This is a genomic window from Paraburkholderia sp. EG286B (assembly GCF_040965655.1).
Classification (GTDB): domain Bacteria; phylum Pseudomonadota; class Gammaproteobacteria; order Burkholderiales; family Burkholderiaceae; genus Paraburkholderia.
Genome location: NZ_JBFRCF010000005.1, coordinates 23,119 through 49,541, shown reverse-complemented (window position 1 = coordinate 49,541; position 26,423 = coordinate 23,119). Strand labels below are relative to the sequence as shown.

Here is a 26,423-nt window from a genome sequence, read left to right as displayed (position 1 = left end):
AGGCGCGTGAATCGGCACACCAGCAAGCAGGCAGGAAGGCACACATGATCAAACCTCTGGAAGGCGTTACCGTCGTGGAATTCGCGGGGCTGGGCCCCGCACCGTTCTGCGGCATGCTGCTCGCACAAATGGGCGCACGCGTGATCTGCATCGGCCGCGAAGGCGCCCCCGCGCCATCCGGACCGCTTGCGCGCGGGCGCGAATACGTCGCGCTCGACCTCAAGAGCCGCGACGACATGGCACGCGCACTCGATCTGATCGCGAGCGCCGATGCGTTGATCGAAGGCTTTCGCCCCGGCGTGATGGAGCGGCTCGGGCTCGGCCCGCAAGTGTGCCGCGCGCGGCGCGCCTCGCTCGTCTATGGACGCATGACCGGCTGGGGGCAAACGGGCCCGCTCGCCCACACGGCGGGCCACGACATCAACTACATCGCGATTTCCGGGGCGCTGCATGCGGTGGGTCTCGCGGGCGGCGAGCCCGTGGTGCCGCTCAATCTGGTCGGCGACTTCGGCGGTGGCGGCATGCTGCTCGCGTTCGGCGTGGTGGCGACAATCCTGCGCGCGCGTTCGACGGGCGAAGGCTGCGTGGTCGACGCCGCCATGACCGACGGCGCGGCCATGCTCATGAGCATGATGTACGGCTTCTACGCGGCGGGGCACTGGCAGGACGCGCGCGGCACGAATCTGCTCGACGGCGGCGCGCCCTTCTATCGCACCTATCGTTGCGCGGATAACCGCTATATCGCCGTCGGCTGCATCGAGCCGCAGTTCTACGCGGCGTTCATGAAAGGGATCGGCGCCGAAGACCTGCTCGAACTGCCGCAGCGCGACCGGACGCACTGGCCGCGCGTACACGAACGCATCGCCCGGACGGTCGCCACGCGCACGCGCGACGAATGGACCGCCGTGTTCGAAGGCAGCGACGCATGCGTCACGCCGGTGCTGAGCCTTGCGGAAGCGCCGCTCGATGCGCACAACACGGCGCGCGGCGCGTTCGCCCAGAGCGGCGGCGCGTGGCAGCCGCAATGCGCGCCGCGCTTCGTGGACTACGGCAACGAGGGCGTTTAACCTCGCACCGCGCCCACGGCTGCTTCGTCGTCGGCGAGGAGCGACAGCTGCCCGCTCGCCACGATTTGGCTCAGCGGCGCCGGGCGGCCGAGCAGATAGCCCTGCACTTCGTCGCAGCCTTCGTCGGCGAGCAGCGTGAGCTGCGCCTCGGTTTCGATGCCTTCGGCCAGCACCGGAATGCCGAGGCTCTTGCCGAGCGCGAGCACCGCGCGAATGATCGCGGTGGCCTGGCGGCTCGACTCGGCCTCGCTGATGAAAGACTGGTCGAGCTTGATCTTGTCGAACGGGAACGAGCGCAGCGTGTCGAGCGACGAGTAGCCGGTGCCGAAATCGTCCAGCGCGATATTCACGCCGATGGCCTTGATTCGCTGCAACACGTCGAGCGAGCGCTCGCGATCCGCGAAAATGGTCGTCTCGGTGAGTTCCAGTTCGAGCCGCTCGGGCGCGAGGCCCGTCTCGACCAGCACGGTCTCGACGAGCTTCGGCAGGTCCGCGTGCGAGAACTGCACGGGCGAGAGATTCACGGCCACCTTGTAAGGCGGCACCCACGAAACGGCACGCGTGCACGCCTCGCGCAGCACCCAGGCGCCAATGCCGAGAATGAGGCCATTCTCTTCGGCAAGCGGGATGAATTCGGCGGGCGAGATGAAGCCGAGCCGCGGATGCTCCCAGCGCAGCAGCGCTTCATAGCCGCAAATTTCGCCGCTCGCGATCGAGGTCTGCACCTGGTAGTGCACGCTCAGCTGCCCGCGCGCGAGCGCCTCGCGCAGGTCGTGCGTGAGCGAGCGGCGCGCCCGCGCGATCTCGTCCATCGCCGGCTCGTAGAAGCACACCGACTGCGCCAGGTCCGCCTTCGCGCGATACATGGCGAGGTCGGCGTTGTTGATGAGCACGGTCTTGGTGGTGGCATCGTCGGGGTAGATGGCGACGCCAAGGCTCGCGCCCGAGAGCACTTCGGCGTCGTCGTAGCGCACCGGCCGGTACAGCGCGGTTTCGAGGCGCGAGAGCAGATCGCCGAGTTCCTCGCGCGAGGCGAAGCGCGTGAGCGCCACGAACTCGTCGCCGCCCACGCGCGCCACGAACTCGCCTTCGCGCATCAGGCTCGAAAGGCGCCGCGCGAGAATGCGCAGCACTTCGTCGCCGGCATGATGGCCGTGCAGGTCGTTGATTTCCTTGAAGCGGTTCAGGTCGATGCCGATGAGCGCGAGCTTGCGCGTGTCCTGCGTGCGCGCCAGTTCGGCGTCGATGCGTGCGTTGAAGCTCGCGCGATTGGGCAGGCCGGTGAGCATGTCGCTCATCGCCATCGTGCGCAGATGCTCGACCGATTCAGCGCGCACGCTGTCGTCGAGCAGGAAGCTCACGCAGCCCGCGCCCGCGATCACGAGCGCCATGCACGCCACGGCGAGCGCGAGCGCATGCAGCGCGGCGGGATTCGAAAAGTGTCCGTCGATCGGCATCGGCACGACCTGGAACGCGGACATGCCGGTGAAGTGCAGCGCGGCGATGGCGAGGGCGAGCACGCCCGCCACGAGGCGCGCGGACGCGGCGGCGCTAGCCTGCGCGCTGGCCGCGTCCTCCTGCTGGCGCTGCGTGGCCACGCCGGCGAGATGCAGTGCGAGCGCGCTGATCGCGACGGCAAACACGAACGACAAGGCGATCCCGATGCGATTCCAGATCACGATGCCTTCCACGCGATACGCGAGCATGCCCGCGTAATGCATGAGCGCGACCGCCAGCCCGACGATCGCGCCGCCCAGCGCGGGCGCCGCGCGCGTGAGACGGTTCGCGGCCTGGCTCGTGGCGAGCAGGAATCCAGCGAAACTGCCCACGAGCGCGATGAGCAGCGACGTGATGGTCAGCACGGGATCGAAGGCGATCGGTACGCCCGGCTCGAAGCCGAGCATGGCGACGAAGTGCGTGCACCAGATATCGGCGGCGGCCACGACGGCCGCGATGAACGACCAGCCCATGCGCTGCAGCGAACGCGCGGCGAACGCGCGCAGGACGAGCCGCGCGGTGACCCACGAGCCCGCGGCGCAGATCAGCAGCGCGACGAGGACGAGCCACAGGTTGTGCTTGTAGACGATGCAGCCCGCCACGCTCATCATGGGAAGATCTCCTTGTTCACCACTCGTTCACCCCGGACGTCGCACGACATTATCACGACAATGCGACGAGGCCGAGCACCTCTCGCAGCTTCGCGCTCGTCGCGTGCAGCGACGACGACGCGGCGGCCGCTTCGTTCACCAAAGCGGCGTTGCGGCGCGGGGTGTCGTCCATCTGCGCGACCATGGCGTTGACCTGCTCGATGCCCTGCGCCTGCTCGTGGCTCGACGCCGTGATCTCGCCCATGATGTCGGCCGCGCGCAGACGATGCGCGAGCACGATCTCGACGGCCGTTTGCGCGACCACGTAAGCGGCATGCAGCAGCACGCGCGGCAGGTTCGCCTCGCGCGTGCAGTACACGGCGAAGTTGAGCGCCTGCAGCCGGTCGAACGCGACGTGATGCAGCGCGAAGAATCCCGCGGCGAGCACGATCGGGCGCCAGTCGCGATAGACGAGCAACAGGCCCAGCAGCACGAACACGCCGAAATGGAATTCGGTGACGCCGTGCGCCGCCTGGATATGCAGCGCGACGAGCGCGGCATTGGCGAGCGTGAGCACGACGCGCGAAAGCGCGGTGCCGCGCGCGCAGAAAAACACGAAGCTGCCGGCGCCGAGGAACAGCGCGGCGCCTACGAGCGCGAGCTGCAGTTCGTAATAGACGAAGCCGATCAGTACTGCCGCGATGGCGGAGAGGACGAGCGTGGAATACATCACCGCGTCAGCGGCGCGCGCGACGTCGTCGAGCGCACGAATGGCCACACGCGGTTGCGAGCCGGACGGTCGAAACGACTGCGCGCGACCCGGCGAATCTGCCAGCATGAACGACACTTGGATCAGGAAAAAAAGTTGCAGGTAGGCGTTAATGCGGCGGCGGCTGGTGGACCTTGATGCGCCTGAAGGGTTTCGGCTGCAAAAAGAGCCGCCTAATGGCGTCGGCGCGACTCGTTGGCGGGCTCGACAGAAAAATCGGGACCCGCGCACGAGTTTACGGCAGCAAATCAATAAACTTCAGGAAACCCTTTACGGGACAAGTATTTGCAAACGTTTGCAGCGATTTACTCCTGTTTTCTTCCTGTTTTCAACTCGATCCCCATTTATTCGGACGCGTGATCGCGGAGATAAACCGTGATATCGGTGGCCGGCACATCGACCACCATTCGGCGCAACGTCTCGACGATAAAGCCGCGGTGAAACGTGTAGTGATTGACGACATGCAAAAAGATCTGAGCGCGCGACATGACGCCCTCTGGGCCGCCGATGTACTGAAAATGCACCACCTCGTCGGCTTGCGCTTCGCTCAAGCCGCCCATCCACGCCAGGTACCAGGCGTCCAGATCGCGCTGCATGGTTCGCAGCTCAGGGAGGGTCGTGGTATCCGGCAGGAGGCGCTCGGTGAAGCCGTGATCGCGCTGCTCGAGGTGCGCCCTGAAAATCGCGCCCACGGCATAGCCATGCCCCAACGCGCGCAGGTAACTTCCGAAGGTCATGGCGCGCGTGGCCACGACCTCTTCCTCCGGCAGGCGCGCAACGACGTCATAAATGACTTCGTTCGCCCATTGGGTATATCGGGCCAGCATGATTTGATTGGATAGCGGCATCCACGCCTCCTTGTCGATTGAACCGGATTGCTCTGCACTGGTCGGGACGCGCTCCGTAAGCCGGGGCGCATACGAGCACCTCCATGCTAAATTTTCGCTTTCCGTCCCGCACTCGCGATCAGGTCAATCGAGCAACATTTCGGGCCATGTCAGCAACCATTCCGGCAAGCTACGAGGAAGTCCCACGCGACGTCATCACGACTGCGCGCGTCTATCCCTCGGGTTTCGTGCACCCTCACCACACGCATGAACGCGGCCAGTTTGCCTATGCGGCGCAAGGTGCGATGTCGGTCTCGACGGCGGCCGGCAACTGGATCGTGCCTTCGCAATGCGCCATCTGGCTACCGGCCAATTTCCCGCACGAAATGCAGATGAACGGCGAGGTGCGCATGCTCAACGCGTTCGTGCACACCAGCCTGCGTGAAACACGCTCGCTGCCGCAGCGCTGCTGCGTGCTCGGCACGACGCAGTTGCTGAGAAACCTGATGTCGGAAGCCGTGCAGCAGCCCGCGCTGTACGCGCCCATGACGCGTGCCGAACGGATCATGGCGCTGCTAATCGACGAGATCGCCACCATGACGCCGCTTGCGCTCAATGCGCCGTTGCCGGACGCGCCGCGACTCGCCGCTCTGTGCCGCGGCGTGCTCGAAGCGCCGTCGATGACGCTCAGCCTCGACGAGGCCGCGAGCCGCGCGGGGCTGAGCCGCCGCAGCTTCACCCGACTCTTTCGCGAACAGTTGGGAACCAGCTTCGTTGCCTGGCGCGAGCAGGCGTGCCTGATCGAGGCCGTTGCCCGGCTGAACCGGGGCGAGTCGGTCACGCGCGTCGCGTATGAACTGGGCTACGGCAGCCCCACGGCGTTTTCGACGATGTTCAAGCGCGTCATGGGCGTGTCGCCGCAGCGCTACCTCGACGGCGAGCCGTAAGGCCGCGCGGGATCTCTGCGTCGCTGGCGAAACTACCAATAGCACGATCGTTCTATTTTAGGTACGCTAGGCGCCTTCTCCTCCCAAGATGCGAGACCGTTCCGCCATGTCGCTGATCCTTTCCCGCCGCGATCTGAACTTCCTGCTCTACGAATGGCTCGATGTCGAAAGCCTCACGCGCATTCCGCGCTACGCCGACCACACGCGCGAGACCTTCGACGCCGCGCTCGACACCTGCGAGAAAATCGCCACCGACCTCTTCGCGCCGCACAACAAGAAGAACGATCAGCACGAGCCGCACTTCGACGGCGAAACGGTCACGATCATCCCCGAGGTGAAGACGGCATTGCAGGCGTTCAGCGACGCAGGCCTGATGGCCGCGGGCCAGGACTACGAATACGGCGGCATGCAGTTGCCGCTCGTCGTCGAGAAGGCGGGCTTCGCGTGGTTCAAGGGGGCGAACGTCGGCACGAGCGCCTATCCGTTCCTCACCATCGGCAACGCGAACCTGCTGCTCGCGCATGGCAGCGCAAAGCAGATCGACACCTTCGTGCGCCCCGAACTGGAAGGCCGCTACTTCGGCACGATGTGCCTTTCCGAGCCCCAAGCGGGTTCGTCGCTTTCGGATGTCGCCACGCGCGCCGACTTCGAATGCGATTCCCCGCTCGGCGCGCAATATCGTCTGCGTGGCAACAAGATGTGGATCTCAGGCGGCGAGCACGAGCTGGCCGAGAACATCGTGCACCTCGTGCTCGCCAAGATCCCCGGTCCCGACGGCAAGCTCATTGCGGGGGTCAAAGGCATCTCGCTGTTCGTCGTGCCGAAGTACCTCGTGAACGAGGACGGCTCGCGCGACGAACGCAACGACGTCGTGCTCGCGGGCCTCAATCACAAGATGGGCTATCGCGGCACGACGAACTGCCTGCTGAATTTCGGCGAGGGCACGCGGCACACGCCGGGCGGCCGGGCGGGCGCGATCGGCTATCTCGTGGGCGAGCCGCATCAGGGGCTCGCATACATGTTCCACATGATGAACGAGGCGCGCATTGGCGTCGGGCTCGGCGCGACGATGCTCGGCTACACCGGCTATCTGCATGCGCTCGATTACGCGCGCAACCGTCCGCAAGGGCGTCCCGTGGGCGCGGCGGGCAAAGATCCGGCTTCGCCGCAGGTGAGGCTCGTGGAGCACGCCGACGTGCGCCGCATGCTGCTCGCGCAAAAGAGCTATGTCGAAGGCGCGCTCGCGCTCAACCTCTGGTGCGCCAAACTCGTGGACGAAGCGGGTGCCGCCAGCGGCGCGGAACGCGAGCCGCTCTCGCTGCTGCTGGACCTGCTCACGCCCATCGCGAAGAGCTGGCCTTCGCAATGGTGTCTCGCAGCCAACGATCTCGCCATCCAGGTGCACGGCGGCTATGGCTACACGCGCGAGTACAACGTCGAACAGTTCTATCGCGACAACCGTCTCAATCCGATCCACGAAGGCACGCACGGCATTCAGGGGCTCGACCTGCTCGGCCGCAAGGTCGTCATCAAGGATGGCGCGGCGCTCAAGATTTTCGTGGCGCGCGTGCAGGCCACGCTCGAACGCGCACACGCTTCGGGCGCGGCAGACGAGGCCACCCAAGCGAACGCGCTCGCAGCCGCACTCGAGCGGCTCACGCAAGTCACGGGGCAGTTGTGGGCAGCAGGCGACCCGGCGGTGACACTCGCCAATGCTTCGGTGTACCTGGAAGTGTTCGGCCACGTGGTGCTGGCCTGGGTGTGGCTCGAACAGGCGCTCGTGGCACGCGCGGCACTCGCAGCGCCCACTCAGGCAAGCGGCGAGGAGGCGGACTTCTATCGCGGCAAGCTCGCTGCGGCCGCCTACTTCTTCGCATGGGAGTTGCCGAAAACAGGCGCGCAGTTCGATTTGCTCGCCTCGCTCGACCGCACTACGCTCGACATGCAGGACGCGTGGTTCTAAAGCCGCGATCACGGAGCGAAAGTAAAACGCCCCAAAAGACCGGACTCGCGTCGTAATGCCGTTCAGTTAAGCAACTGAACGGCATTTTTGTTGGTGGAGCAAAGGGGTTGTAAACACGTCGCGGCGATGTTAACTTTCGTCGCCATGCTGGTTGACGCCCTTCCCCTGCTTGTCGAAGCGCACCCGCCATTCGAATGGGATAGGCTGGGACAGCATCTGCCATACGAATGGATTGAGCAGGCGGTCCAGGCTAGCGGCAGCGCCAGCATCCGGCGTCGCCGTCTGCCTGCGCAGCAGGTGGTGTGGCTGGTGATCGCCCTGGCGCTATACCGGCATCAGTCAGTCAGCGAGGTCGTTGACGCACTGGGGCTTGCGCTTCCCGCACCCGATGCGTCATTTGTCAGCAAGAGCGCCATCGCCCAGGCTCGACAGCGCACTGGCGCGGCGCCCCTGGCGTGGCTCTTTCACGAATGCGCCAGGAACTGGTCTGTGCAGGATCAGGCGCATTACCTCTTCAAGGGATTCTCGCTGTTCGCAATGGACGGCACCACGCTGCGCACGGCCGACAGTGCCGTCAACCGCGAGCATTTCGGGTCGTCCACAGCCGCGCATGACCGGGTCGGCAGCTACCCCCAGTTGCGCGCAGTCACGCTTACTGCCATTTCCACCCACCTGGTGCGCGACGTCGAATTCGGCCCTTACGACGTGAACGAGATGATCTCGGCGCGCCAGCTTGTTGCGCGGGTGCCGCAGAACTCCATTACGGTGTTCGACAAAGGGTTTCTGTCAGCCCAACTGCTGTGCAACCCGGTCTCGGGCGGCGCAAACCGGCATTTCATCATTCCAGCCAAGTCCAATACGCGCTGGGAGGTGCTCAGCGGCGAGCCCGGCGACCAGTTGGTGCGCATGCGCGTCTCGCCGCAGGCGCGAAAGGCCTGTCCGGAACTGCCTGAGTTCTGGCAAGCCCGCGCCGTGCTTGCCGTCGATGCGCGTGGCCGGCAACGGGTATTGCTCAGTTCCCTGTGTGATCGGGAGCAGTTCAAGGCAGCGGAGATCGTGTCCTGCTACGCGCGTCGCTGGCAGGTCGAGACCAGCTACCGGGAATTGAAGCAGTCGATGCTGGGGATGGCGCTGACCCTTCGCAGCCAGACCGTCGAGGGCGTCTACCAGGAGTTCTGGGGCGCGCTGATTGCCTACAACCTGATTCGCCTGGAGGTGGCGAGGGCCGCGCTTGAGGCCGGACGCACACCCGCAGACCTGAGCTTCATCCGCGCGTTTCATACGATTCAGTATGAGATGTCATGGGCAGCGGTGACACGCTCGTACGGCAAACTTCCTGCGCTGCTTGTACGCCTGCGCGAACGGCTCAAGCAGCTTGCCAACAAAAAACGGCCCGGGCGCTCTTGCGCCCGGGCCGTCAAGTCCAGACCTTTCCGCTACACCGTTCGGAACCTGAAACGGGACCTTAACTGAACGGCATTAGGACTCGCGTCGGCCTTTTGGGGCGCTGCCCGATACCTCGCCCGAGGCATCGGATCACATCACATGCGTTGGACCGTCAGTTCGCCGCCTGCTGCTCGAAGCGCCTGAGCAGATCGTTGCCGCGCGAGTTGGCCGAATCGAGCGCCTGCTGCGGCGTCTTCGCGCCCGTCCAGACCTGTTCGAGTTCCTCGTCCACGATCGTGCGGATCTGCGGCATGTTGCCAAGGCGCAGGCCCTTGGTCCACGGCAGCGGCGGCTTGTTGAGCATCTGTTTCGTGGCCGTGTCGGCGCCCGGATGCGACGCGTAGAAGCCCTGTTGCTGCGTGAGTTCGTACGCGGCCTTCGTCACCGGCAGATAGCCCGTGTCCTGATGCCACTTCGCGGCCACGGCCGGCGAGCTCAGGTACGCGAGGAACTTCGCCACGCCCTTGTAGACCTCGGGGTTCTTGCCGCCCAGCACCCACAGGCTCGCCCCGCCGATGATGGCGTTCTGCGGCGCGCCCTTCACGCTCGGGTCGTACGGCATCATGCCGGTGCCGAACTTGAACTTCGCATACTGCTGTACGTTCGCCAGCGCGCCCGACGAGCCCATCATGATGCCGCAGTCGCCGCTATAGAACTTCGCGGTGGCTTCATCCTTGCGGCCCACATAGGTGAAGGTGCCCTGCTTCGCCATGTTCTGCAGGAAGGCGATGTGCGCGACCTGCAGCGGCTTGTTGATTTCGAGTTGCGCATCGAGGCCGTCGAAGCCATTGTTGCGCGTCGCGATCGGTGCGCCTTGCCACGCGCTGTAGTTCTCGATCTGGATCCAGCCCTGCCAGCCGGTGGTGAAGCCGCAGCTCATGCCCGAGGCCTTGAGCTTCGCGGCCGCTTCGGCGACTTCGGGCCAGGTTTTCGGCGGCGCGTCGGGCAGGCCGGCCTTCTTGAAGGCGTCGCGATTGTAGTAAAGCACGGGGGTCGAGCTGTTGAACGGCATCGACACCAGATGGCCCGTCTTCGCGTCGCTGTAGTAGCTCGCGATGGTCGGCACGAAGGCCTTTTCGTCGAGCGGCACGCCGGCGGTCTTCATCACGTCGTACACGGGCAGCACGGCCTTCTTCGCGTTCATCATCGTGGCGGTGCCGACTTCGTACACCTGCAGGATGGCGGGCGCATCGCCGCTGCGATAGGCCGCGATGCCGGCGGCGAGCGTCTGGTCGTAGGTGCCCTTGAAGACGGGCACGATCTTGTATTCGCTCTGCGACGCGTTGAATTGCTCCGCGATCGCGTTCACGCGCTCGCCAAGCTGGGACTCCATGGCATGCCAGAACTGGATTTCCGTGGCAGCATGCGCGGCTTGCGCGCCGCCTGCCAGCACCACGGCGGCGATCAGCGCGCGCAAGCGGCCGCGCGAACCCGCGCGTTGTATCTCGTGCTTTTTCATCTGGGTCTTCTTCCTGTTATTGATCGTTGTCCCTGCACATGCGCGCGTTGAGGCGCGGCGCGGGACTTTGGTTCAGGACTTCGATTTTCGACTTCGATACATCGGGCCGTCCGCCGGCGGTCGCGCGCACGGCACCCTCGGCCCAAGGCAGCGCAAGGGTAGCACAGCGATTGGGACGCCCGTGTGATGGCTCGTGCCGCGGCGTATCAATGGTCCACGGCATCGTGGCAACAGACGCAGAGCTTGTTGCCTTCGGGGTCGCAAAAGTACGCGCCGTAGTAGTTCGGGTGATAGTGCGGGCGCAGGCCGTGCGCGCCTTCGTCGGTGCCGCCGTGCGCGAGCGCGGCGGCGTAGGCGGCGTCGACTGCCGCGCGCGAAGGCGCGAGCAGCGCGACCATCTGGCCGTTGCCGGGTTGCGAGGCGTTGCCGTCCCACGGCCGGCCGACGAGGAAGAGCGGCCGCGGCACGCCCGGCTCCATCCAGCCCGCCCAGGGGTAGTCGGGCTCGCGGAATTTCAGCACGAAACCCAGCGCCTGCATGAGCGGGGAATAGAACGTAAATGCCTGCTCGAAATCGTTCACGCCGATGTACACGTGAGAAATCATCGCCATCGTCTTTGCCTCCTCGTTTGCAGCGGCGCGCGGGTTGGTGTCAATCGCGCCGCTGCGCCATGAACAGGACAGAAGCCGGCTTGCCGCTGCGCGGGTCGAGCGGCTCGCGCATCGCACGCAAGTCGAAACCGCTCTCGTCGAGCAAGGCGATCCAGCTTTCGAGCGTGCGAAAGTACCACGGCGGCGCATCGCGAAACGCACTGCTGAATCCGGCCCACGATCCGGCGCGCCAGCCGTCGACATAGGGTTCGTCGCCGCATGCCACGAGTGGATGCAGCGTCTGCACGATGAGCGTGCCTTGCGGCGCCAGCAACGTGGGCGCCGCGCGCAGCAAAGCATCGACACTGGTCGAGCCGATGAGCGAGAAGTTGCACACCACCGCATCGGCGCGGCAGGGTAGTGCGCCCTGCGCGACCTGCTCGTAGGTTAGCAGGCGGCAGTCCGTGAGCCCCGCCGCGCGCGCAGACTCCACGAGTTCGGGCACCGCGTCGACGCCCGTGACGGTGACGCCGCGGCGCGCGAGCGCCAGCGCGAGCCAGCCTTCGCCGCAGCCGAGATCGATCACGCTGCGCGGCGCGCACGCGAGCACGGCGTCGAGCACCGCTGCGTCGGTCACGAGCCGGCGGCTCGCGATCTCGCCGCCGCGCACGGCCGCGATCCAGGGCGTCGCGTTGCGCTGCCATGATGCGAGGACTTCGGCGTCGGTGCGGATATCGCGACTCATGGGTCTCCTTGTCAACGCAGATCGTGGTTGTGCCACCGAAACGCGTATTATGCGCGCCGCCGGAGACCCGGAACGGCGCGCCAACTCGACGGCAGGAGGACCGGTGTCGCGAATTACGAACTGAAGAACGGCACGCAGAAGCCGGCCGGCCCGACGCAATCCCCGGGACCGTTGGGCTGCGGATGCAGGTTCGCGCATCCTGAGAAGGCAGCGGCGACCGTAGCGCACAGAGCAGCGCGCAACACATAAGAAAGCATGCGTGATTTCATGAATGAGATGGTGTGAGCCGACGTTGACTTGCCGCGATGCGCGGCTCGGGCGGGACGTTCCAGATGATGTCCGGCAACATGTCGCCGAACCTCTGGGGCCTGCGCGGCACCGAGGACCTCGGCAACGGCCTCTCGGCGATCTTCAAGCTCGAAAGCGGTTTCAACGTCGACAACGGCAAGCAGGGCCAGGGCGGCCGCCTGTTCGGCCGCACGGCCATGGTCGGCCTCAATTCGAGCACTGCGGGCAGCGTCACGCTCGGCCGCCAGTACGACCCGCTCATCGACCTGCTGCAGCCGCTCACCAACGACGGCGCATTCGGCTCCGCGTTCGCCACGCCCGGCGACATGGACAACTACGACAACAGCTACCGCACCAGCAACTCGATCAAGTATGCGAGCCCCAACTTCGGTGGCCTGCAGATGAGCGCGATGTACGCGTTCGGCGGCCAGCCGGGCAGCACCGGCGCGGGGCAGACGTGGGCCGTGGCGGCCGCATACAACCATGGTCCGTTCGGCTTCGGCGCGGGCTATTTCAAGGCCAACAGCAACGGCGGCACGGCCGCGACGTTCGACGGCCTGAATCCGAACAACGACGTCAACGTGGATTCCGCCGCCATTACGGGCGGCTTCGTCTCCGCGAATTCGCTGCAAATCATTCGCGCGGCCGGCGACTACACGTATGGGGCGGTGACGGCGGGCCTCGCGTACAGCAATGTCGAGTACGCGAACTACCAGAGCGCGTACGGCGCGAACAGCAACACGAAGTTCAACACGGGCCAAGCCTTCATCAACTATCAGGTCACGCCGGTCGCGCTCGTGGGCTTCGGCTACAACTACACCAAGGGGCACGGCAACAGCGTGGACGCGAGCTACAACCAGTTCAGCCTGGGCGGCGACTACTTCCTCTCGGAGCGCACCGATATCTACGCGCTCGCGGGCTACCAGAAGGCTTCGGGCAAGACGATCGACGCCGATACGGGCGAGTTCGTCAACGCGGTCGCCTCGTTCGGCGACTTCGGCAACGATGCAAGCAACGACGAGCAGGCGATGGTCATGGTCGGGCTGCGTCACAAGTTCTGATTCGCGTTGTGCGAGGCGCGCGCGGCGGGCACGCTGGAAATCGCTCGCCGCCATGAACTTCGGCTATAATCGCCCCCTGTCTTAGGGGAGTAGTCTGCAACGCCGGCTTTGGCGTTGCGCCGCCGTCAACATAATTGGTGCCCCTGCACCATGGCGCCGGCAGCCGTATTGCGGATCATTGCAGCGAATCGCTGCAATAGCGCGGCCTGACGAGACCTATGACGTTTTCCCTTTCACCCGGGCCGGGCGAAGGGATACGTCATGGTTTCGGTGCCCGGCTCGCACATCACGGCAATAACAATGACTCGTCTCGCCCCCCATCACCCCCTCATTTGCGCCACGGGGCGTTCGTCATGATCTTGACGTTCGCCTTGCTCGTTGCCGCGGCCGGCATCATCTACCTGTCCTGCGAGACCTTCGTCAATAGCGTCGAGTGGCTCGGCCACAAGCTCAAGGTCACGCAAACCGCCACCGGCACGATCCTCGCCGCATTCGGCACCGCGCTGCCCGAGAGCGTGGTCACGCTCGTTGCCGTCGCTTTCGGCGGCGATCCCGCGCACAAGGAAATTGGCGTAGGCGCCGCGATTGGCGGGCCGCTCGCGCTCAGCACGATCGCCTATGCCGTGGTGGGCTTCGCGTTGCTTGCGACGGCGAAGCGCGTGGGCCGCGAGCGCGCGGCTACCGTCGACGTCAATACGCGCCGTCTGCGCCGCGACCAGCTCTGGTTCCTCGCGATCTTCGTCGCGAAGATCGCGCTCGGGCTCGTGGTGTTCAGCTTCAAGCCGATACTGGGGATCGCGTTTCTCTCGGCCTACGCGTTCTACTGCTGGAAGGAGCTTTCCGCTGAAGATAGCGGCGAGGTGGAAGCCGATCTCGAGCCGCTGAAGCTGCGCCCGCACGACGACAATCCGGCCATGGTGTGGATTCTGCTGCAGACGCTGGGCGCGCTCGCGGTGATCTTCGCGGCCTCGCATCTGTTCGTGCAGCAGATCGGCGCCGTGGGACCGTGGCTTGGCCTGAGCCCGCAGTTGACCGCCGTGTTGTTCAGCCCGATCGCCACCGAGCTGCCCGAGATCATGAACGCGATCATCTGGGTGCGCCAGGGCAAGGAGCGGCTGGCACTGGCGAACATCAGCGGCGCGATGATGATTCAGGCCACTATTCCCACGGCGTTCGGCCTCTTCTTCACGCCATGGCATCTCGGCACGCCTTCGATTCTCGCGGCCGTGACGACGATGGTCGCCATCCTGTTCCTGCAGTGGGCGTTTCGTGCGCCGAAGGTACGCAGCCGTCAGCTCACGCATGTCGGCTGGCTCTATGCGGTGTTCGCGGCGTTGCTGTTCGTGGTGTGACGCGGCCGGGCGCCAGGCTCAGGCTGCCGCGGCGGCCTGGGCGGCGCCCGCGTGGTGATGGAGCCAGCGGATCATGTCCGAATGCCTGACCACGCCGACCAGCCGCCGCGCATCGTCCATCACCGGAATGTCGTGGTAGGCGTGCTCGATGAAGATCGGTACCAGATGCGCGAGCGGCGTGGCCCGATGGACCGCGTGCACGCCGGCCGCCATCACGGCTTCCACCGTTTCTTCCACGCGCGCCGACTCGCGCAGCACCGCGCGGCGCAGCGAGTTCCAGATACGCTTGAGGCCAGCCGCCGGTGCGAGGTCGCCGAGCGCGTGATGCGTGACGACGCCGACCACGCGATCCATCGCATCGACCACGGGCAGCGTCGAAGCACCGTGGCGGCGGAACATCTCGTGCGCCGCCCGCGCGCCCATGGTCGCTGGCACGGCGGGACAGCCAATCGACATGATTTCCTCGCAAGTTAGTTGTTCGAACGACTTTTGCGGAAAATCCAGCGGCTCGAGCAGATGTTGCGAGAGCGCGGCAAGCGGCGCGGCAGCGGCTTCCGGCGTGGGACGAAATGCGGCGCGCGGATAGCGGTGCCCGGTCAGCGCGTGGAAAGCGAGCGCCGCACTGAGCAACGCAAAGGACTGGAACACGATCGGCGCGAGCACGAAGTGAAAGCCGAGCGCATGAACAGCGGGGCCGCCGAGCACGGCGGTCAGCGCGACCGCGCCTGAAGGCGGATGCACGCAGCGGCACAGGAACATCGCGCAGATCGCGAGCGCCACCGCCACGGAAGCCGCCGCGACCGGCGACGCGATCCATTGCGCGCACGCCACGCCCACCAGCGCGGAGACGAAGTTGCCGCCGAGAATCGACCACGGTTGCGCAAGCGGGCTGTCCGACGCGCCGAACAGCAGCACCGCGGACGCGCCCATGGGCGCCACGAGCAGCGGGATGTCGCCCGCCGCGCCGAACATCACATGGGTTGCGAGTCCCGTGAACGCGATGCCGATCAACGCTCCGGCACAGCGCCGCCCCCGCTCGCGCCATTGCGGCGCGGCCGGGTTGGGCACGAAACTCGTCAACCATTCGATGAGCGCGATGCGGGACATAGCTGGGGCGGGCTGGTCGGTATGTCGGCCAGATTACCGACGCACGCCGAATATCAACAATTGATATTTCTGTGCGTACATATAATTCATCCTGTATGCATGTTTGGATTCGCCGCGCGTGTTTTTTCTCGGCAATTCGGAATCGTTTGGTCTACAATAACGACATGAAACCCGATACCCGTTCTGGCCCCGGCCGTCCACGCGAATTCGACGAGCAGGAAGCCGTGCAGAACGCGCTAGAGGTATTTCGCGCGCGCGGCTATGCGGCAACGTCGCTGCCCGACCTGATCGAAGGGACGCAACTCTCGCGCGGCAGCCTCTACAAGGCGTTCGGCGACAAGCACCAGCTCTTTCTCGCGGCGCTCGACTTCTACACCGAGCGCGGTATCGCTCGGCTCACGCGCAACCTGCGGCACGCCTCGGCGCGCACCGCGCTGCGCGAGGCGCTGCGTCATTACGTGCGCCTTTCCGCCGGCCTCGAAGGGCTTGCTGGCTGCCCGGTGACAGCCGCCGCCACCGAGTGTCTGCCCTTCGACGCCGAGGTGAAAGCCCGCGTCACGGACATGTTCACGCGCATGCAGGCGCTGCTCGCCGGCGCGATCCGGCGTGGCCAGGCCGCGGGCGAACTGGCCGCCGGCCAGAATGCCGACGATCTCGCGCGCTTCCTGCTCTGCACGATCGAAGGCATGCGCGTGCTGGGCAAGACCGACGCCGGCGAGAATGCGATGGATGCAATCGCTGAAATCGCGCTCGGCGCCATCCGCTAGTTTTTTTGCTTAATTGGGAACTGAATGGTTCCATATGGAGGCCGCATGACGAACCTTTCGACTGTGGAAATGCCGCCCACGCGAGCGGGCGCGCGCACCTGGTGGGCGTTGACGGTGCTGCTGATGGGCACGCTGTTGCCGCCGCTCGACTTCTTCATCGTCAACGTCGCGCTGCCGTCGATGCAGGCCGACCTGCATGCCAGCGCCGACATCGCGCAGCTGGTGATTTCGGCCTATGCGGCGACCTACGCAATCTTTCTCATTACGGGCGGCCGGCTCGGCGACCTGTACGGACGGCGACGCATCTTCCTCGTAGGGATCCTCGCGTTCGCAGCGGCTTCGGCCGTGTGCGGGTTCGCCAGCTCGCCCGCTGCGCTGGTGACGGGACGCATCCTTCAGGGCGCCGCCGCGGCCGTCATGGCGCCTCAGGCGCTGGCGTCGATCCATGCGCTCTTTCCGGCGCACCAGAAGGGGCTTGCGCTCAGTCTCTTTGGTGCCGCCTATGGGATCGCAGCGGTCGCCGGCCAGGCGCTCGGCGGCGTGCTCGTTTCGGCCAACGTGTTCGGGCTCGGCTGGCGCAGCATCTTTCTCATCAACCTGCCAGTCGTGATGGCGGCCGCGCCTGCGGCGTACTGGCTCGTGCGTGAAAGCCGCTCGAACCACCCCGCGAAGCTCGATCCCGGCGGCATGGTCCTGCTCGCCGTGGCGCTGGCTGCGCTCGTCGTGCCGCTGATCGAAGGCCGCGAGCGCGGCTGGCCGGTCTGGACGTGGGTGTCGCTCATTGCCGCCGCGCCCCTGTTCGCGATCTTCTGGCGCTACGAGGCGCGCGTCGCGTCCGCCGGGCGCGATGCGCTCGTGCCGCCCGTCATCTTCGCCGCGCCTGGTCTCGTGCGCGGGCTCGTTGCCACGCTCTTCTTCTATTCGCTCGCACCGTTCTTCATGATGTTCGCGATTTACGTACAGCGTGCGCTCGGGCTCGCACCGCTCGAAGTCGGCTTGCGTATTCTGCCACTGGGCGTCGGCTTTCTGGTCGGGCCGCTGCTCAATCCGCTGATCGCGCGACTTTTCGGGCATCGTTCGGCGGCTGCCGGCATGGCGATCGAGGGCTGCGGATTATTTTGGACTGCCATGCTTGTTCACGACGAACATCTGCACGCGCTGAGCGCGTCGCTCTTTCTGATCGGTTTCGGCCAGGGCGTGGCGCTGCCCGCGCTCGTCAGGCGCAATGTCGAATGTGTCGATCGACGCTGGTCCGGTCTTGCCGCCGGGCTCGTCAGCTCGTTCTTGCAGGTGAGTGCCGCGCTCGCAGTGGCGCTGCTCGGCGGCCTGTTTTTTGCGCTTGCCGGGCCGGATGCGAGCAGCGCGCAGGTGGCTCGCGCGTTCGCGACGACCGTTGCGATTATCGGCATGCTGCTTTTCGTTGCAGCGTTTCTCGCCGGCGGCCGCAATAATCCCGTGCCGCAATTGCGCAAACAACACGTGTGAAATACGTGCTTCGATTGCGCCTGCATGAAGCGATGGCCATGCATCGGGACGCGTGACTAACACGGCCTGTGCGCCATGCCGCTATGACGGGAAAGCGGATCGTCGCTTTCTAAATTAGTTTTCATCTGGAGTGCGCCGCAACTTAAAGCATGCGTTCCGATTGGGCACCGATAATGCCTTCCAGTTTCAGCACTGCGAGGAACGCAACATGCAAAAGCCGATGTCGATCGAACTCGTCAACGAATACGGCCAGCACGCGGTGTGCGTGAAGGTCGGCGGTCAAGCCGCCCTGCTCGACGCGCCCGATGTGGACGGTCTGATCGAGGAACTCAGCAAGCTGCGCGCGCTCATGCAGCCGGCGGTTCCCGAGCAACCTTTGCGCTCGCATCAGTATGTGCTCGAGATCGATCCGAGCTGGTACACGGAACGCAATCCTCTCTTCGACGGCACCGTGGTGTTTCTACGCCATACCGGCCTTGGCTGGGCGGGTTTCGCCATTCCCACCGAAAGCCTGCATCGGCTCAAGGCCGCACTCTCGGCCCACGAAGCCGCCGCGCAGCACGAAGCGCATGCCTATGCGCAAGCGCTGCCCAATTAGGCGCGCTGCCGGCCCACTCATTCTTCCCGTCTGACCACGCACGTAGCGTGGATGAAACGTCGCCGCCATGCGCGGCGTCGATGCCCGCGCTCGCCCTCGTGGCGGCGCGTCAGCGCAGGACTATCGCCCATGAACCAGCTCCAAGCCATGCGCGTCTTTACGCGCGTCGTCGCGATCTGAGCAGCTTCAACCTTGCCGGCAAGCAGCTCGGCATGTCGGCCGCGGCCGTCACGCGCAGCGTCTGCATGCTCGAAGCGCACCTGAACATGCGCCTCCTGAACCGCTCCACGCGCAGCCTTTCGCTCACCGAAGCCGGACGCCTCTATCTCGATGGCTGTCGCGCCGTGATCGAGAAGCTCGATGAAGTCGAATCGGAACTCGTGCGCGCCACGCGCGACCCTAGCGGCGTGCTGCGCATCGCCGCGCCCGCCGTGTTTGCAAGCTCGGGACTGCCCGCGGTGCTCGGTGCGTATCGCGCAGTCAACCCGCGCGTGGAATTCGACGTGACGGCGTACGACACGCACATCGACCTGATCGAAGGCGGCTTCGACGTCTGCTTCGCGACCGACCGCCAGAGCGTGAATGCCTCGCTCGTGAGCCGCAAGCTCACCTCGATCGAGGAGATGCTGGTGGCCACGCCCGCCTGGCTCGCGCGCCACGGCATGCCGCGCGATCCCGCCGACCTGGCCGACCACGGCCTGCTCGCGGTTTCCGATGCGCCGCGCCACTGGGAGTTCTCGAACGCCGAGGGCGTGCAGCGCATCAACGTGAACGGCCCGATGACCGCCAACGGCTACGCTACCGTGCGCGCCGCCGCGCTCGCCGACATGGGCATCGCGCTGCTGCCGCTGCCTCTCGTCGCCAACGACCTCGCGCGCGGTGCGCTCTTGCCCGTGCTCAACGCGTTCGACGTGAACGGCGGCGTGCAGCACATCTCGATCGTCTATTCCGGCCGCAATTACCTCACGATGAAGATCCGCAGTTTCATCGACTTCGCCGTGGAGCAGTTCCGCACGCACGTGGCGCAGACGCGGTCCGCGCCGGCGCCGCTGCGCGCGGTTGCCTGATGCGGCTTTCTGTTCTCTTCGTCACACGTGTAAAGCTATGCCCAGAATACTAACCATTGAAGACGACGCCGTTACCGAGCGAACCGTCGTGCCCACGCTCGCCTCGACCGGCTTTACCGTCGACGTTGCCCGCTCGGGCCGCGAGGGCATAGCGATGGTGATGGCGGGCGACTATGACGTCGTCGCGCTCGAGCGGCGCCTGCCCGATCTCGACGGTCTCACGATCGTCACCACCATGCGCGGCGTGGGGATCGAAACACCGGTGATCGTGATGAGTTCGACCACCGGTGTGGAGGAGCGCATCCAGGGCCTGCGGGCCGGCTGCGACGACTACCTCACACGGCCGTTTTCGATCGACGAGATGTCCGCCCGTGTCGAAGCGCTGGTGCGCCGGCGCACGCGCCCCACGACGACGGAAACCGTACTGCGTGTGGGCCCGCTCGAACTCGATCTCGTCAAGCGCCGGCTCAGTTGCCGCGACAAGGTGCTGCGCCTGCGCCCCACCGAGCTGCGCGTGCTCGAATTCATGATGCGCCATGCGGGCCAGGTGCTCACGCGCACCATGATCTTCGAAGGCGTGTGGGGCGGCCGCTTCGACCCGGGCACCAATCTCGTCGACGTGCACGTGGGACGCCTGCGCAACCGCGTGGATACACCGGGCCAACCCTCGCTGATCCGCACGATACGCGGCTCGGGTTATCTGCTCGGCTGACGCGATCTTCAACATTGCCGCCGTTCTTTCTGCTTCCATTGGACTAGTTACATGAAGGCTCTCATGATCATCGCTGCGCTCGCCGGTGTCGTCACCGCCACGTCCGCTTTTGCACAGACTTCGGCACCCGCAGCCGGCACACAGGCCAACCAGCCCGCGGCAGCCACCCAGGTCGCGGCGAACGACACGGCCCCCACCGTTGCGCCCGGCGGATGGGTACCCCCTTATGGGCAACCGGTCCATGAAAAGACGCGTGCCGAGGTGTACCACGAGCTCGTTCAGGCGGAGCAGGACGGTCAGCTTGCGTACCTGAACTCCACGCTCTACGCGCATTGAGCACGACAGGCGGGGTTTTTCAGGCACAGGTGAACGGCACGCGCTCAGCGTGCCGTTTGCTTTTCGATGTTAACAAACTCACGCGTCCGGGCGCGGATAGGTAACCGGTTCCCACAAACGGTTACCTCAACGCGCGCATCAGTCGAACGTCGGCAAGGTCAGTTGATAGCCGTAGCGGCTGATGGTGTGGATGCGCATTTCGATGCCCTCGCGCGCGAGCTTGCGCCGCAGCCGCGAAACGACGAGGTTGACGGTCGAAGCGTCGATGTCGTCCTTCTCGGGCCACGCGTAGCGGATCATCTGGTCGCGCGGCACGGGCACGTTGGTTTGACGCAGCAGGCATTCGACGAGCAGGTACTCGCGGCGCGTGAGCTCCGCGCGGCGCGCACCCTCCACGATCTCGCGCGTACCGGCATCGAACTGCGGCGCGTTCTGGACGGGCTGTGCGCCGCTTGCGGTCGGCGCGGACTGTACGCCCTGCACGACGACGCCGCACGCCGCCGTGGTGCGCAATAGCGCGTGCATGCGCTCGTGCATTTCGATGAACGAGAACGGGTGGTGAAAGCACGCGTCGGCGCCCGCGCGCAGCACCTTCGAGCGCTCGCTCGCGTTCGCTTCGATGCCGAGCACGGCGATGATCGTCGCGCCAGCCGCGACCCTGGCGAGCCAGGGCAGGATGCCGTGCAGCGCAGGCAGCAGCGCGCTGTCGAGCGCCACGACGATCACCGCATCGAATGGCTCCTCTCCGGCGACGAAAAGCCCGTCGCGCAGGTCTTCCGCACGCTGCAAGCTGTGCGCGCTTTCGTGCAGGGCCTTCTGGAGCCAGGCGCCTTCAGCGTGATTCGGGGAGATAAGGAGGATGCGCATGACGGCGAGAGTCCGACGGCCGGACGGGAGGTGTCAGGCGAGCGAGCGCGGCCAGCATTCCACGCTCATGCGCGTACCCGGGCCGCCAGGCTTTTCGCCCGCCAGTTCGCGCGCGTCGTCGATACGCAGCGTGAAGTCATGGACGCGCATCACCGCGGCCACGACGCAAAGCCCCAGGCCCGAGCCGGCGATATGACGCACCGCCTCGCCGCGATAGAAGCGCTGCAGGACCGCCGCGCGCTCGCCAGGCGCAATGCCGGGACCGTTGTCGGCCACTTCGAGCAAGGGGCCGAGCGGCGTCGAGCGCAGCGTCACGCTCACCACGCCGCCTTGCGGCGCGAACTTGATGGCGTTGTCGATGAGATTGTTGAACGCCTCGAACAGCAGCGCGCGGTCGCCGTGAATCTCGGCGACGGGCTCGGCCGCGATGCGCCATTCGAGTTCGCGGCTCTCGGCGAGCGGCTCGTAGAGGTCGGCGAGTTCCTGCACCAGTTCGTGCAGGTCGACGGTCGCGAAGCCGCCGCGTCGTTGCAGCGTGCCGATCTCGGAGATGCGCAGCATCGCGCGAAAGCGTTCGAGCAGCTGGCCGGTTTCGGTGCGTGCCTGATCGAGCAGCACCGCACCGGCGGCGTCGCCGCGCACGCTGTCGCGCTCGGCCACGCGCGCGAGCAGTGTGTGCAAATGCACGAGCGGCGTACGCAGGTCGTGCGCGATGCCATCGCAAGCGCCCTTCACTTCGCCCATCAGCCGCTCCACTTCGTCGAGCATGTGGTTCACGAGATGGGCAAGCATGTCGAGTTCGTCGTCGCCGCCCACGGGCAGGCGCCGATCGAGGTCGCCGCGCGCGATGCATTCGGTCACCCGGCGGATTTCGCGCACGCGCCGGATCTGGCGCATGCCGAGCACGAGGCCGCCCGCCGCGGCCGCAAGCAGCGCGAGCACGGCACCTGCCGCGAGCGTGCGCACCATGATCTTGCGAATGCGCAGCACGCTCGTCATGTCGCGCGCGACGACGAGGCGCAAGCCGCTCGGCCGCACCTCGCCCATGGCGCGGACCACAGGCGATACGTCGCGATCGAGCAGCTTCACCGTATGGGCGTGCGTGCTGCCTTCGCGCGTGTAGGTCAGGTGCGGCGGCGGTGCGAGCAGGTCGCCCGCGACATAGCGGCCGTCACTCGTAAAGAGTCCACAATAATTGACGTGCATGCGCTCGTGTTCGAGCCGCTGATGAATCGCCTCGGGCAACTGCGCATCGGGAATCGAATCGAAATAGATGAGTTGCCAGCCCATGATCGAATCGGCATCGCGCTCGATCGTCGTACTCGCGGTCCACGCAATGAAGCCGACCAGCAGCGTGAGAAAGACGCCGAACAGCGCGGTGTAGGCGCACAGCCAGCGGAACGTCGTGGTGGGCCAGCGCCGGCGCAACGGCGCGGACGCGGCGGAAGAAGAACGACTCGACAAAGCGGTTTATCCGAGAATGTAGCCGGAGCCGCGCACGGTCTGAATGAGCGGCGGCACGCCCGGCGGATCGATTTTCTTGCGCAGACGGCCCATGTGCACGTCGATCAGGTTGGTGCCCGGATCGAAGTGGTAGCCCCATACGGCTTCGAACAGCATGGTGCGGGTGATGGTCTTGCCTGCATGGCGCATCATGAATTCGAGCACGCGATACTCGGTCGGCAGCAGCACGACTTCTTCGCCGTCGCGGCGCACCTTGCGCGAAATCAGGTCGAGTTCGAGCGGCCCTACGCGCAGCGCGGCCTCGCGAGCGACGCTTGCGGCCTGGCGGCGGCGCAGCAGCACCTCGAGGCGCGCGGTGAGTTCCTCGGGGTCGAAAGGCTTGGTGAGATAGTCGTCGCCGCCCGCGCGTAGGCCGCGCACGCGTTCGTCTACATCGCCGAGCGCGCTCAGCATCAGCACCGGCGTCTGAATGCCGACCGTGCGCATGGCCGTGAGGATCGACAGGCCGTCCACGCCCGGCAGCATACGGTCGAGCGTAATGGCGTCGTATTCGTCGCTCATCGCGCGCGCCATGCCGTCGCGGCCGTTATCGACCCTCGCGCGTGGTGAGCGGCACGCGCAAGATGCCCTCCACGAGGTCGCGCGTGGACGGGTCGAGGCGCACGAGCGGCGCGCTCGCGTGAACGAGCGCGCCGCGGCGTAGCGCGAGCATGCGCTCCTGAATTTCGATAATGGACCAGGGCTGCACAAAGCACGCATCGGCGCCCGCGTGCAGCAGGCGCGCGCAGTCCGCGGGCGTCGCGCGCGTGAGCGCAACGACGATCGCCGGCGCGTCGGGCAAACGCGTGAAGGCCTCAAGCGCGCTGGCGATGCCATCGTGCGCCTCGGACGCGGCAGCGCAGAGGAACGCCGTATCGAACGGCTCCTGCGACGCGAGATAGACGGCGTACTCGACGTTATCGGCAACCTCGACGCTGTTCAGGCTCTCGCTCAACGCCTTGTACAGGTAGCTTCGCTCGGTACTCGAGGACGAGCACAGCAGGAGTCTCATCGTTTACGGGCCCGCGTGGCCGTGGCGCGCTTGATGCGTCCAGCAGTCGAGCGTGACGATCGTCCCCGGATTCGCCGCGCCGATGGCAAGGCGAAAGTCGTGCAGCCGCACAATCGCCGAGACGATGCCGAGCCCGAGGCCGGTGCCCGGAAGGTGGCGGGTGCGCTCGCTGCGATAGAAGCGCCCCAGCACCGCGGCGCGTTCGCCGGGCGCGATGCCGGGTCCGTTGTCGGCGATGGCGAGCTGCGGTCCGCGCGAGCCCGCGCGCAACTCGACCTGCATCGCGCCGCCGCGCGGCGCGAACTTGATGGCGTTGTCGAGCAGATTGCTCAGCCCTTCGAAGAGCAGCGCGCGGTCGGCGTGAATGGGTTCGAGCGGCGCGCTGGCGGCGTGCATGTCGATGCCTATTTACTCGGCAAGCGGGGCATAGAGTTCGCATAGCTCGCGCACGAGATCGGCCAGGGCCACGCTCGCAAAACCGCGGCGGCGATCGATCGCGCCGATCTCCAAAATGCGCAGGAGTGCAGAGAAACGACCGAGCACGGCATCGGCCTCCCCTCGCACACCAACCAGCACGCCAGCGAGCACCGCCTCGCCGCGCTGCTCCATCGCTTCGGCGCCGTGTGAGAGGCGCAGGCGCAAGCGCGTGAGCGGTGTGCGCAGATCGTGGGCAATGCCGTCGCAGGCGCTCTTCACCTCGCCCATCAGGCGCTCGACTTCGTCGAGCATGCGGTTCACGAGATGCGCGAGCATGTCGAGTTCGTCGCGCCCGACGACCGGCAGCCGCATCGCGAGGTCGCCGTTCGCGATGCGTCTCGTGGCGCGCTTGATCTGGGCGACGCGCCGGATCTGCCGCATGCTCAGCACGAGTCCGGCGCACAGGCTGCCGGTGAGACACAGGAGACCGCCGCCGATCGACGCCTTCATCAGTTCGTCATGAACGTGGCGCACGTCGGAGAGCGTGCGCGCGACGACGAGGCGCGCGCCATCGGGTCGAATCTCGCCCATGACGCGCAGGGACGATCGCGCGGAGCCGGGATCGAGCGCGAAGGTCTGGCCGCGCGTGTGCTCGTGCGACTGGCCGTAGTGTCCGAGCGCAAGACCCGTGGGTATCGTGCGGATATCGCCGGCGAGCCAGCGCCCGTCCGGCGCGAACAGGCCGTAGAAGTTGTCGCGCCGGTCGGGGCGTGCGAGGCGCGCGTCGATGGCGTCGGCGAGGCTCGCGTCGCTGCGCGAATCGAAGTAGCGCAGTTGCCAGCGCAGGCCGCTGTCGGTCTCGCGCATCATCGCGCGCGTCACCGAGTATTCGATCACGCCGAGCAGCGCCATGAATGCGAGCGAGAAGATCGCTGCGTAAGCGGTGAACCAGCGGAACGTGGTCGTCTGCCAGTGGTCGCTGCCCATGTCCCGCACGTCCGGCGCCGCCCGCGACGACGCCGGAAGGAACAGGCCACGCCCGAGCGCCACCCAGGCGGGCAGGTTCATCGCGCGCCTCGCATGCGGAGCCCCGAGTCGGGCAAGGCCGGCACGCGTGCGCGCGGTGCTTTCTCGCAGACTGACATGGCTACCCCCGATGGCAATGAATGGCCGGCTCGACGACTCACTGGCGAACCCACGAACGCGGATGCGCTCGTGCCTGGCCATCATAGAGGCGGGCCCCCGACACAACGGCATCACGGCAATGAAGAGCGCGTCATCTTCTTACTGGCATGTGACGCGGACCTGTCAATTTGTCAATTCGTGCGTACGCGAGTTCTCGCGTCACGCGCGCGTGGGGCAGATGAACCTTCTGTCATCCTGCTGAGCCGGATCCAGCGTCGGCACCTCCTTATCCTCGAATCCGCTTTTTCGCGCGTTCGCGCTTTGTCATTTCGTTGCGGGTTCATCAAAAGGAGGATGCATCATGAAGTCATGGCTGAAGTTCGTATGGGTGCCGTTTGTGGGAGCGTTGAGCGTGAGCGCGGTCGCCGCGCCGCATCTCACGCAACAGGAATGCCACAGCTACCCGTTCGTCAAACCGGCCCATGAGGTCACGCATGCGGATCTGATACGGGAACTCGGTGAACTCGAGGCGGTAGGTTACGAACCGAACTCGGACGACAACACCTATCCCGCCGATATCGAAGCCGCCCAGCAGCGTCTCGCCGATCTGTACCGCAGCGATTGCCTGCCGCAGCACACCGCGGCCGCGGTGACCTTTCCCGCGAATTCGGACTGGGATCAGGAAGCGCTCGGCGGGCCGTAGGTCACCGATGGATTTTGTGCAGTGCACCTTGTCCGGCTGGCGCGTGGCTTTTCGTGCCCGCGGCGGGTCGCGCCCAGGTGGACCTTCGCCGGCTCCCATATCTGGTGACCTGAGTTGGGTAAC

25 protein-coding genes, 1 pseudogene and 1 riboswitch are annotated in these 26,423 nt (G+C 65.9%); of the genes and pseudogenes, 13 read left to right on the top strand and 13 right to left on the bottom strand.

Features of this window, described 5'->3' with window-relative positions; genetic code table 11:
• The first annotated feature begins 44 nt into the window (after positions 1-44).
• On the top strand, positions 45-1,067 hold the full coding sequence (locus AB4Y42_RS11755; RefSeq protein ID WP_368694248.1) for a CaiB/BaiF CoA transferase family protein: 1,023 nt from the start codon (positions 45-47) through the stop codon (positions 1,065-1,067).
• On the opposite strand, the gene AB4Y42_RS11750 is transcribed toward AB4Y42_RS11755, so the two are convergent.
• The 3 genes from AB4Y42_RS11750 to AB4Y42_RS11740 form a co-directional block, all read right to left on the bottom strand.
• Entirely contained in the window at positions 1,064-3,175 is a 2,112-nt protein-coding gene (locus tag AB4Y42_RS11750; protein ID WP_368694247.1) for a putative bifunctional diguanylate cyclase/phosphodiesterase, read from the bottom strand. The two genes, AB4Y42_RS11755 and AB4Y42_RS11750, sit on opposite strands and share 4 nt — an antisense overlap.
• Positions 3,176-3,227: 52 nt before the next feature.
• Positions 3,228-3,992 (bottom strand): hypothetical protein, encoded by a 765-nt coding sequence (locus AB4Y42_RS11745; protein WP_368694246.1) that lies wholly within the window; start codon positions 3,990-3,992, stop codon positions 3,228-3,230.
• 275 nt (positions 3,993-4,267) lie between these two features.
• Complete coding sequence (locus AB4Y42_RS11740) at positions 4,268-4,750, bottom strand: DinB family protein (RefSeq protein WP_368694525.1); 483 nt, start codon at positions 4,748-4,750, stop codon at positions 4,268-4,270.
• A 167-nt stretch (positions 4,751-4,917) separates the two neighbouring features.
• On the opposite strand from AB4Y42_RS11740, the gene AB4Y42_RS11735 reads away from it, so the two are divergent.
• From AB4Y42_RS11735 to AB4Y42_RS11725, 3 genes are all read left to right on the top strand, one after another.
• The gene (locus AB4Y42_RS11735) at positions 4,918-5,697 is read left to right on the top strand and encodes a helix-turn-helix domain-containing protein (protein ID WP_368694245.1); all 780 of its coding nucleotides are present in this window, start codon (positions 4,918-4,920) and stop codon (positions 5,695-5,697) included.
• Between the two features lie 106 nt (positions 5,698-5,803).
• Positions 5,804-7,660 (top strand): acyl-CoA dehydrogenase, encoded by a 1,857-nt coding sequence (locus tag AB4Y42_RS11730; protein WP_368694244.1) that lies wholly within the window; start codon positions 5,804-5,806, stop codon positions 7,658-7,660.
• A gap of 126 nt (positions 7,661-7,786) precedes the next feature.
• The gene (locus tag AB4Y42_RS11725) at positions 7,787-9,133 is read left to right on the top strand and encodes an IS4 family transposase (protein WP_368694243.1); all 1,347 of its coding nucleotides are present in this window, start codon (positions 7,787-7,789) and stop codon (positions 9,131-9,133) included.
• 85 nt (positions 9,134-9,218) lie between these two features.
• Here the strand turns inward: AB4Y42_RS11725 and ugpB are convergent, their stop codons facing one another.
• The 3 genes from ugpB to AB4Y42_RS11710 all read right to left on the bottom strand — a co-directional run bounded on the left by ugpB (position 9,219) and on the right by AB4Y42_RS11710 (position 11,900).
• On the bottom strand, positions 9,219-10,565 hold the full coding sequence (ugpB, locus tag AB4Y42_RS11720; protein WP_321926677.1) for a sn-glycerol-3-phosphate ABC transporter substrate-binding protein UgpB: 1,347 nt from the start codon (positions 10,563-10,565) through the stop codon (positions 9,219-9,221).
• Positions 10,566-10,771: 206 nt separating this feature from the next.
• Complete coding sequence (locus AB4Y42_RS11715; RefSeq protein ID WP_368694524.1) at positions 10,772-11,170, bottom strand: VOC family protein; 399 nt, start codon at positions 11,168-11,170, stop codon at positions 10,772-10,774.
• 46 nt (positions 11,171-11,216) lie between these two features.
• Entirely contained in the window at positions 11,217-11,900 is a 684-nt protein-coding gene (locus AB4Y42_RS11710) for a class I SAM-dependent methyltransferase (protein WP_368694242.1), read from the bottom strand.
• A 305-nt stretch (positions 11,901-12,205) separates the two neighbouring features.
• Between AB4Y42_RS11710 and AB4Y42_RS11705 the strand changes: the two genes are divergently transcribed.
• Both AB4Y42_RS11705 and AB4Y42_RS11700 read left to right on the top strand, forming a co-directional pair.
• Positions 12,206-13,249, top strand: a complete 1,044-nt coding sequence (locus AB4Y42_RS11705; RefSeq protein WP_368694241.1) for a porin — start codon at positions 12,206-12,208, stop codon at positions 13,247-13,249.
• Between the two features lie 72 nt (positions 13,250-13,321).
• A riboswitch (yybP-ykoY riboswitch) is annotated at positions 13,322-13,425 on the top strand.
• A gap of 177 nt (positions 13,426-13,602) precedes the next feature.
• Positions 13,603-14,601 carry a sodium:calcium antiporter gene (locus AB4Y42_RS11700; RefSeq protein ID WP_368688761.1) on the top strand — a complete coding sequence of 333 codons (999 nt, stop codon included), beginning with the start codon at positions 13,603-13,605 and terminating at the stop codon, positions 14,599-14,601.
• 18 nt (positions 14,602-14,619) lie between these two features.
• On the opposite strand, the gene AB4Y42_RS11695 is transcribed toward AB4Y42_RS11700, so the two are convergent.
• Entirely contained in the window at positions 14,620-15,708 is a 1,089-nt protein-coding gene (locus tag AB4Y42_RS11695; RefSeq protein ID WP_368694240.1) for an HPP family protein, read from the bottom strand.
• A gap of 164 nt (positions 15,709-15,872) precedes the next feature.
• Between AB4Y42_RS11695 and AB4Y42_RS11690 the strand changes: the two genes are divergently transcribed.
• The 6 genes from AB4Y42_RS11690 (at position 15,873) to AB4Y42_RS11665 (ending at position 20,673) form a co-directional block, all read left to right on the top strand.
• Positions 15,873-16,475: a TetR/AcrR family transcriptional regulator gene (locus AB4Y42_RS11690; RefSeq protein ID WP_368694239.1), complete on the top strand. Its 603-nt coding sequence runs from the start codon at positions 15,873-15,875 to the stop codon at positions 16,473-16,475.
• Between the two features lie 45 nt (positions 16,476-16,520).
• The gene (locus AB4Y42_RS11685; protein WP_368694238.1) at positions 16,521-17,960 is read left to right on the top strand and encodes an MFS transporter; all 1,440 of its coding nucleotides are present in this window, start codon (positions 16,521-16,523) and stop codon (positions 17,958-17,960) included.
• A 208-nt stretch (positions 17,961-18,168) separates the two neighbouring features.
• The gene (locus tag AB4Y42_RS11680) at positions 18,169-18,558 is read left to right on the top strand and encodes a hypothetical protein (RefSeq protein WP_368694237.1); all 390 of its coding nucleotides are present in this window, start codon (positions 18,169-18,171) and stop codon (positions 18,556-18,558) included.
• 47 nt (positions 18,559-18,605) lie between these two features.
• Positions 18,606-19,625 carry a LysR family transcriptional regulator gene (locus tag AB4Y42_RS11675; protein WP_368694236.1) on the top strand — a complete coding sequence of 340 codons (1,020 nt, stop codon included), beginning with the start codon at positions 18,606-18,608 and terminating at the stop codon, positions 19,623-19,625.
• A gap of 37 nt (positions 19,626-19,662) precedes the next feature.
• Positions 19,663-20,337 (top strand): response regulator transcription factor, encoded by a 675-nt coding sequence (locus AB4Y42_RS11670; RefSeq protein WP_324155931.1) that lies wholly within the window; start codon positions 19,663-19,665, stop codon positions 20,335-20,337.
• Between the two features lie 51 nt (positions 20,338-20,388).
• Positions 20,389-20,673 (top strand): DUF4148 domain-containing protein, encoded by a 285-nt coding sequence (locus AB4Y42_RS11665; protein ID WP_368694235.1) that lies wholly within the window; start codon positions 20,389-20,391, stop codon positions 20,671-20,673.
• Positions 20,674-20,811: 138 nt separating this feature from the next.
• Here AB4Y42_RS11665 and AB4Y42_RS11660 read toward each other — a convergent pair whose 3' ends face one another.
• The 6 genes and pseudogenes from AB4Y42_RS11660 to AB4Y42_RS11635 form a co-directional block, all read right to left on the bottom strand.
• Positions 20,812-21,540, bottom strand: a complete 729-nt coding sequence (locus AB4Y42_RS11660; protein WP_368688754.1) for a response regulator transcription factor — start codon at positions 21,538-21,540, stop codon at positions 20,812-20,814.
• A 33-nt stretch (positions 21,541-21,573) separates the two neighbouring features.
• Positions 21,574-23,004: a sensor histidine kinase gene (locus tag AB4Y42_RS11655; protein WP_368688753.1), complete on the bottom strand. Its 1,431-nt coding sequence runs from the start codon at positions 23,002-23,004 to the stop codon at positions 21,574-21,576.
• A 6-nt stretch (positions 23,005-23,010) separates the two neighbouring features.
• Positions 23,011-23,595, bottom strand: a pseudogene (locus AB4Y42_RS11650) (response regulator transcription factor); the annotation flags it as partial.
• A complete protein-coding gene (locus tag AB4Y42_RS11645; RefSeq protein ID WP_368694234.1) occupies positions 23,591-24,055 on the bottom strand; it encodes a hypothetical protein in 465 nt (154 codons plus the stop codon). The pseudogene AB4Y42_RS11650 and the gene AB4Y42_RS11645, both read right to left, overlap by 5 nt.
• Before the next feature lie 3 nt (positions 24,056-24,058).
• Entirely contained in the window at positions 24,059-24,451 is a 393-nt protein-coding gene (locus AB4Y42_RS11640) for an ATP-binding protein (RefSeq protein ID WP_368694233.1), read from the bottom strand.
• A 12-nt stretch (positions 24,452-24,463) separates the two neighbouring features.
• Positions 24,464-25,540 carry a HAMP domain-containing protein gene (locus AB4Y42_RS11635; protein WP_368694232.1) on the bottom strand — a complete coding sequence of 359 codons (1,077 nt, stop codon included), beginning with the start codon at positions 25,538-25,540 and terminating at the stop codon, positions 24,464-24,466.
• A 418-nt stretch (positions 25,541-25,958) separates the two neighbouring features.
• Here AB4Y42_RS11635 and AB4Y42_RS11630 point away from each other — a divergent pair, with 418 nt between their 5' ends.
• The gene (locus tag AB4Y42_RS11630; protein WP_368694231.1) at positions 25,959-26,300 is read left to right on the top strand and encodes a DUF4148 domain-containing protein; all 342 of its coding nucleotides are present in this window, start codon (positions 25,959-25,961) and stop codon (positions 26,298-26,300) included.
• Positions 26,301-26,423: the final 123 nt, after the last annotated feature.

Excerpts from the sequence above, each read along its gene's own strand:
- ugpB (WP_321926677.1), bottom strand. The coding sequence starts at position 10,565 with ATGAAAAAGCACGAGATACAACGCGCGGGTTCGCGCGGCCGCTTGCGC.
- AB4Y42_RS11745 (WP_368694246.1), bottom strand. The coding sequence starts at position 3,992 with ATGCTGGCAGATTCGCCGGGTCGCGCGCAGTCGTTTCGACCGTCCGGC.
- AB4Y42_RS11705 (WP_368694241.1), top strand. The coding sequence starts at position 12,206 with ATGCGCGGCTCGGGCGGGACGTTCCAGATGATGTCCGGCAACATGTCG.
- AB4Y42_RS11635 (WP_368694232.1), bottom strand. The coding sequence starts at position 25,540 with ATGAACCTGCCCGCCTGGGTGGCGCTCGGGCGTGGCCTGTTCCTTCCG.
- AB4Y42_RS11665 (WP_368694235.1), top strand. The coding sequence starts at position 20,389 with ATGAAGGCTCTCATGATCATCGCTGCGCTCGCCGGTGTCGTCACCGCC.
- AB4Y42_RS11730 (WP_368694244.1), top strand. The coding sequence starts at position 5,804 with ATGTCGCTGATCCTTTCCCGCCGCGATCTGAACTTCCTGCTCTACGAA.
- AB4Y42_RS11630 (WP_368694231.1), top strand. The coding sequence starts at position 25,959 with ATGAAGTCATGGCTGAAGTTCGTATGGGTGCCGTTTGTGGGAGCGTTG.
- AB4Y42_RS11715 (WP_368694524.1), bottom strand. The coding sequence starts at position 11,170 with ATGATTTCTCACGTGTACATCGGCGTGAACGATTTCGAGCAGGCATTT.
- AB4Y42_RS11690 (WP_368694239.1), top strand. The coding sequence starts at position 15,873 with ATGAAACCCGATACCCGTTCTGGCCCCGGCCGTCCACGCGAATTCGAC.
- AB4Y42_RS11640 (WP_368694233.1), bottom strand. The coding sequence starts at position 24,451 with ATGCACGCCGCCAGCGCGCCGCTCGAACCCATTCACGCCGACCGCGCG.
- AB4Y42_RS11725 (WP_368694243.1), top strand. The coding sequence starts at position 7,787 with ATGTTAACTTTCGTCGCCATGCTGGTTGACGCCCTTCCCCTGCTTGTC.
- AB4Y42_RS11710 (WP_368694242.1), bottom strand. The coding sequence starts at position 11,900 with ATGAGTCGCGATATCCGCACCGACGCCGAAGTCCTCGCATCATGGCAG.
- AB4Y42_RS11645 (WP_368694234.1), bottom strand. The coding sequence starts at position 24,055 with ATGAGACTCCTGCTGTGCTCGTCCTCGAGTACCGAGCGAAGCTACCTG.
- AB4Y42_RS11695 (WP_368694240.1), bottom strand. The coding sequence starts at position 15,708 with ATGTCCCGCATCGCGCTCATCGAATGGTTGACGAGTTTCGTGCCCAAC.
- AB4Y42_RS11750 (WP_368694247.1), bottom strand. The coding sequence starts at position 3,175 with ATGATGAGCGTGGCGGGCTGCATCGTCTACAAGCACAACCTGTGGCTC.
- AB4Y42_RS11740 (WP_368694525.1), bottom strand. The coding sequence starts at position 4,750 with ATGCTGGCCCGATATACCCAATGGGCGAACGAAGTCATTTATGACGTC.
- AB4Y42_RS11670 (WP_324155931.1), top strand. The coding sequence starts at position 19,663 with ATGCCCAGAATACTAACCATTGAAGACGACGCCGTTACCGAGCGAACC.
- AB4Y42_RS11660 (WP_368688754.1), bottom strand. The coding sequence starts at position 21,540 with ATGCGCATCCTCCTTATCTCCCCGAATCACGCTGAAGGCGCCTGGCTC.
- AB4Y42_RS11755 (WP_368694248.1), top strand. The coding sequence starts at position 45 with ATGATCAAACCTCTGGAAGGCGTTACCGTCGTGGAATTCGCGGGGCTG.
- AB4Y42_RS11735 (WP_368694245.1), top strand. The coding sequence starts at position 4,918 with ATGTCAGCAACCATTCCGGCAAGCTACGAGGAAGTCCCACGCGACGTC.
- AB4Y42_RS11700 (WP_368688761.1), top strand. The coding sequence starts at position 13,603 with ATGATCTTGACGTTCGCCTTGCTCGTTGCCGCGGCCGGCATCATCTAC.
- AB4Y42_RS11680 (WP_368694237.1), top strand. The coding sequence starts at position 18,169 with ATGCAAAAGCCGATGTCGATCGAACTCGTCAACGAATACGGCCAGCAC.
- AB4Y42_RS11685 (WP_368694238.1), top strand. The coding sequence starts at position 16,521 with ATGACGAACCTTTCGACTGTGGAAATGCCGCCCACGCGAGCGGGCGCG.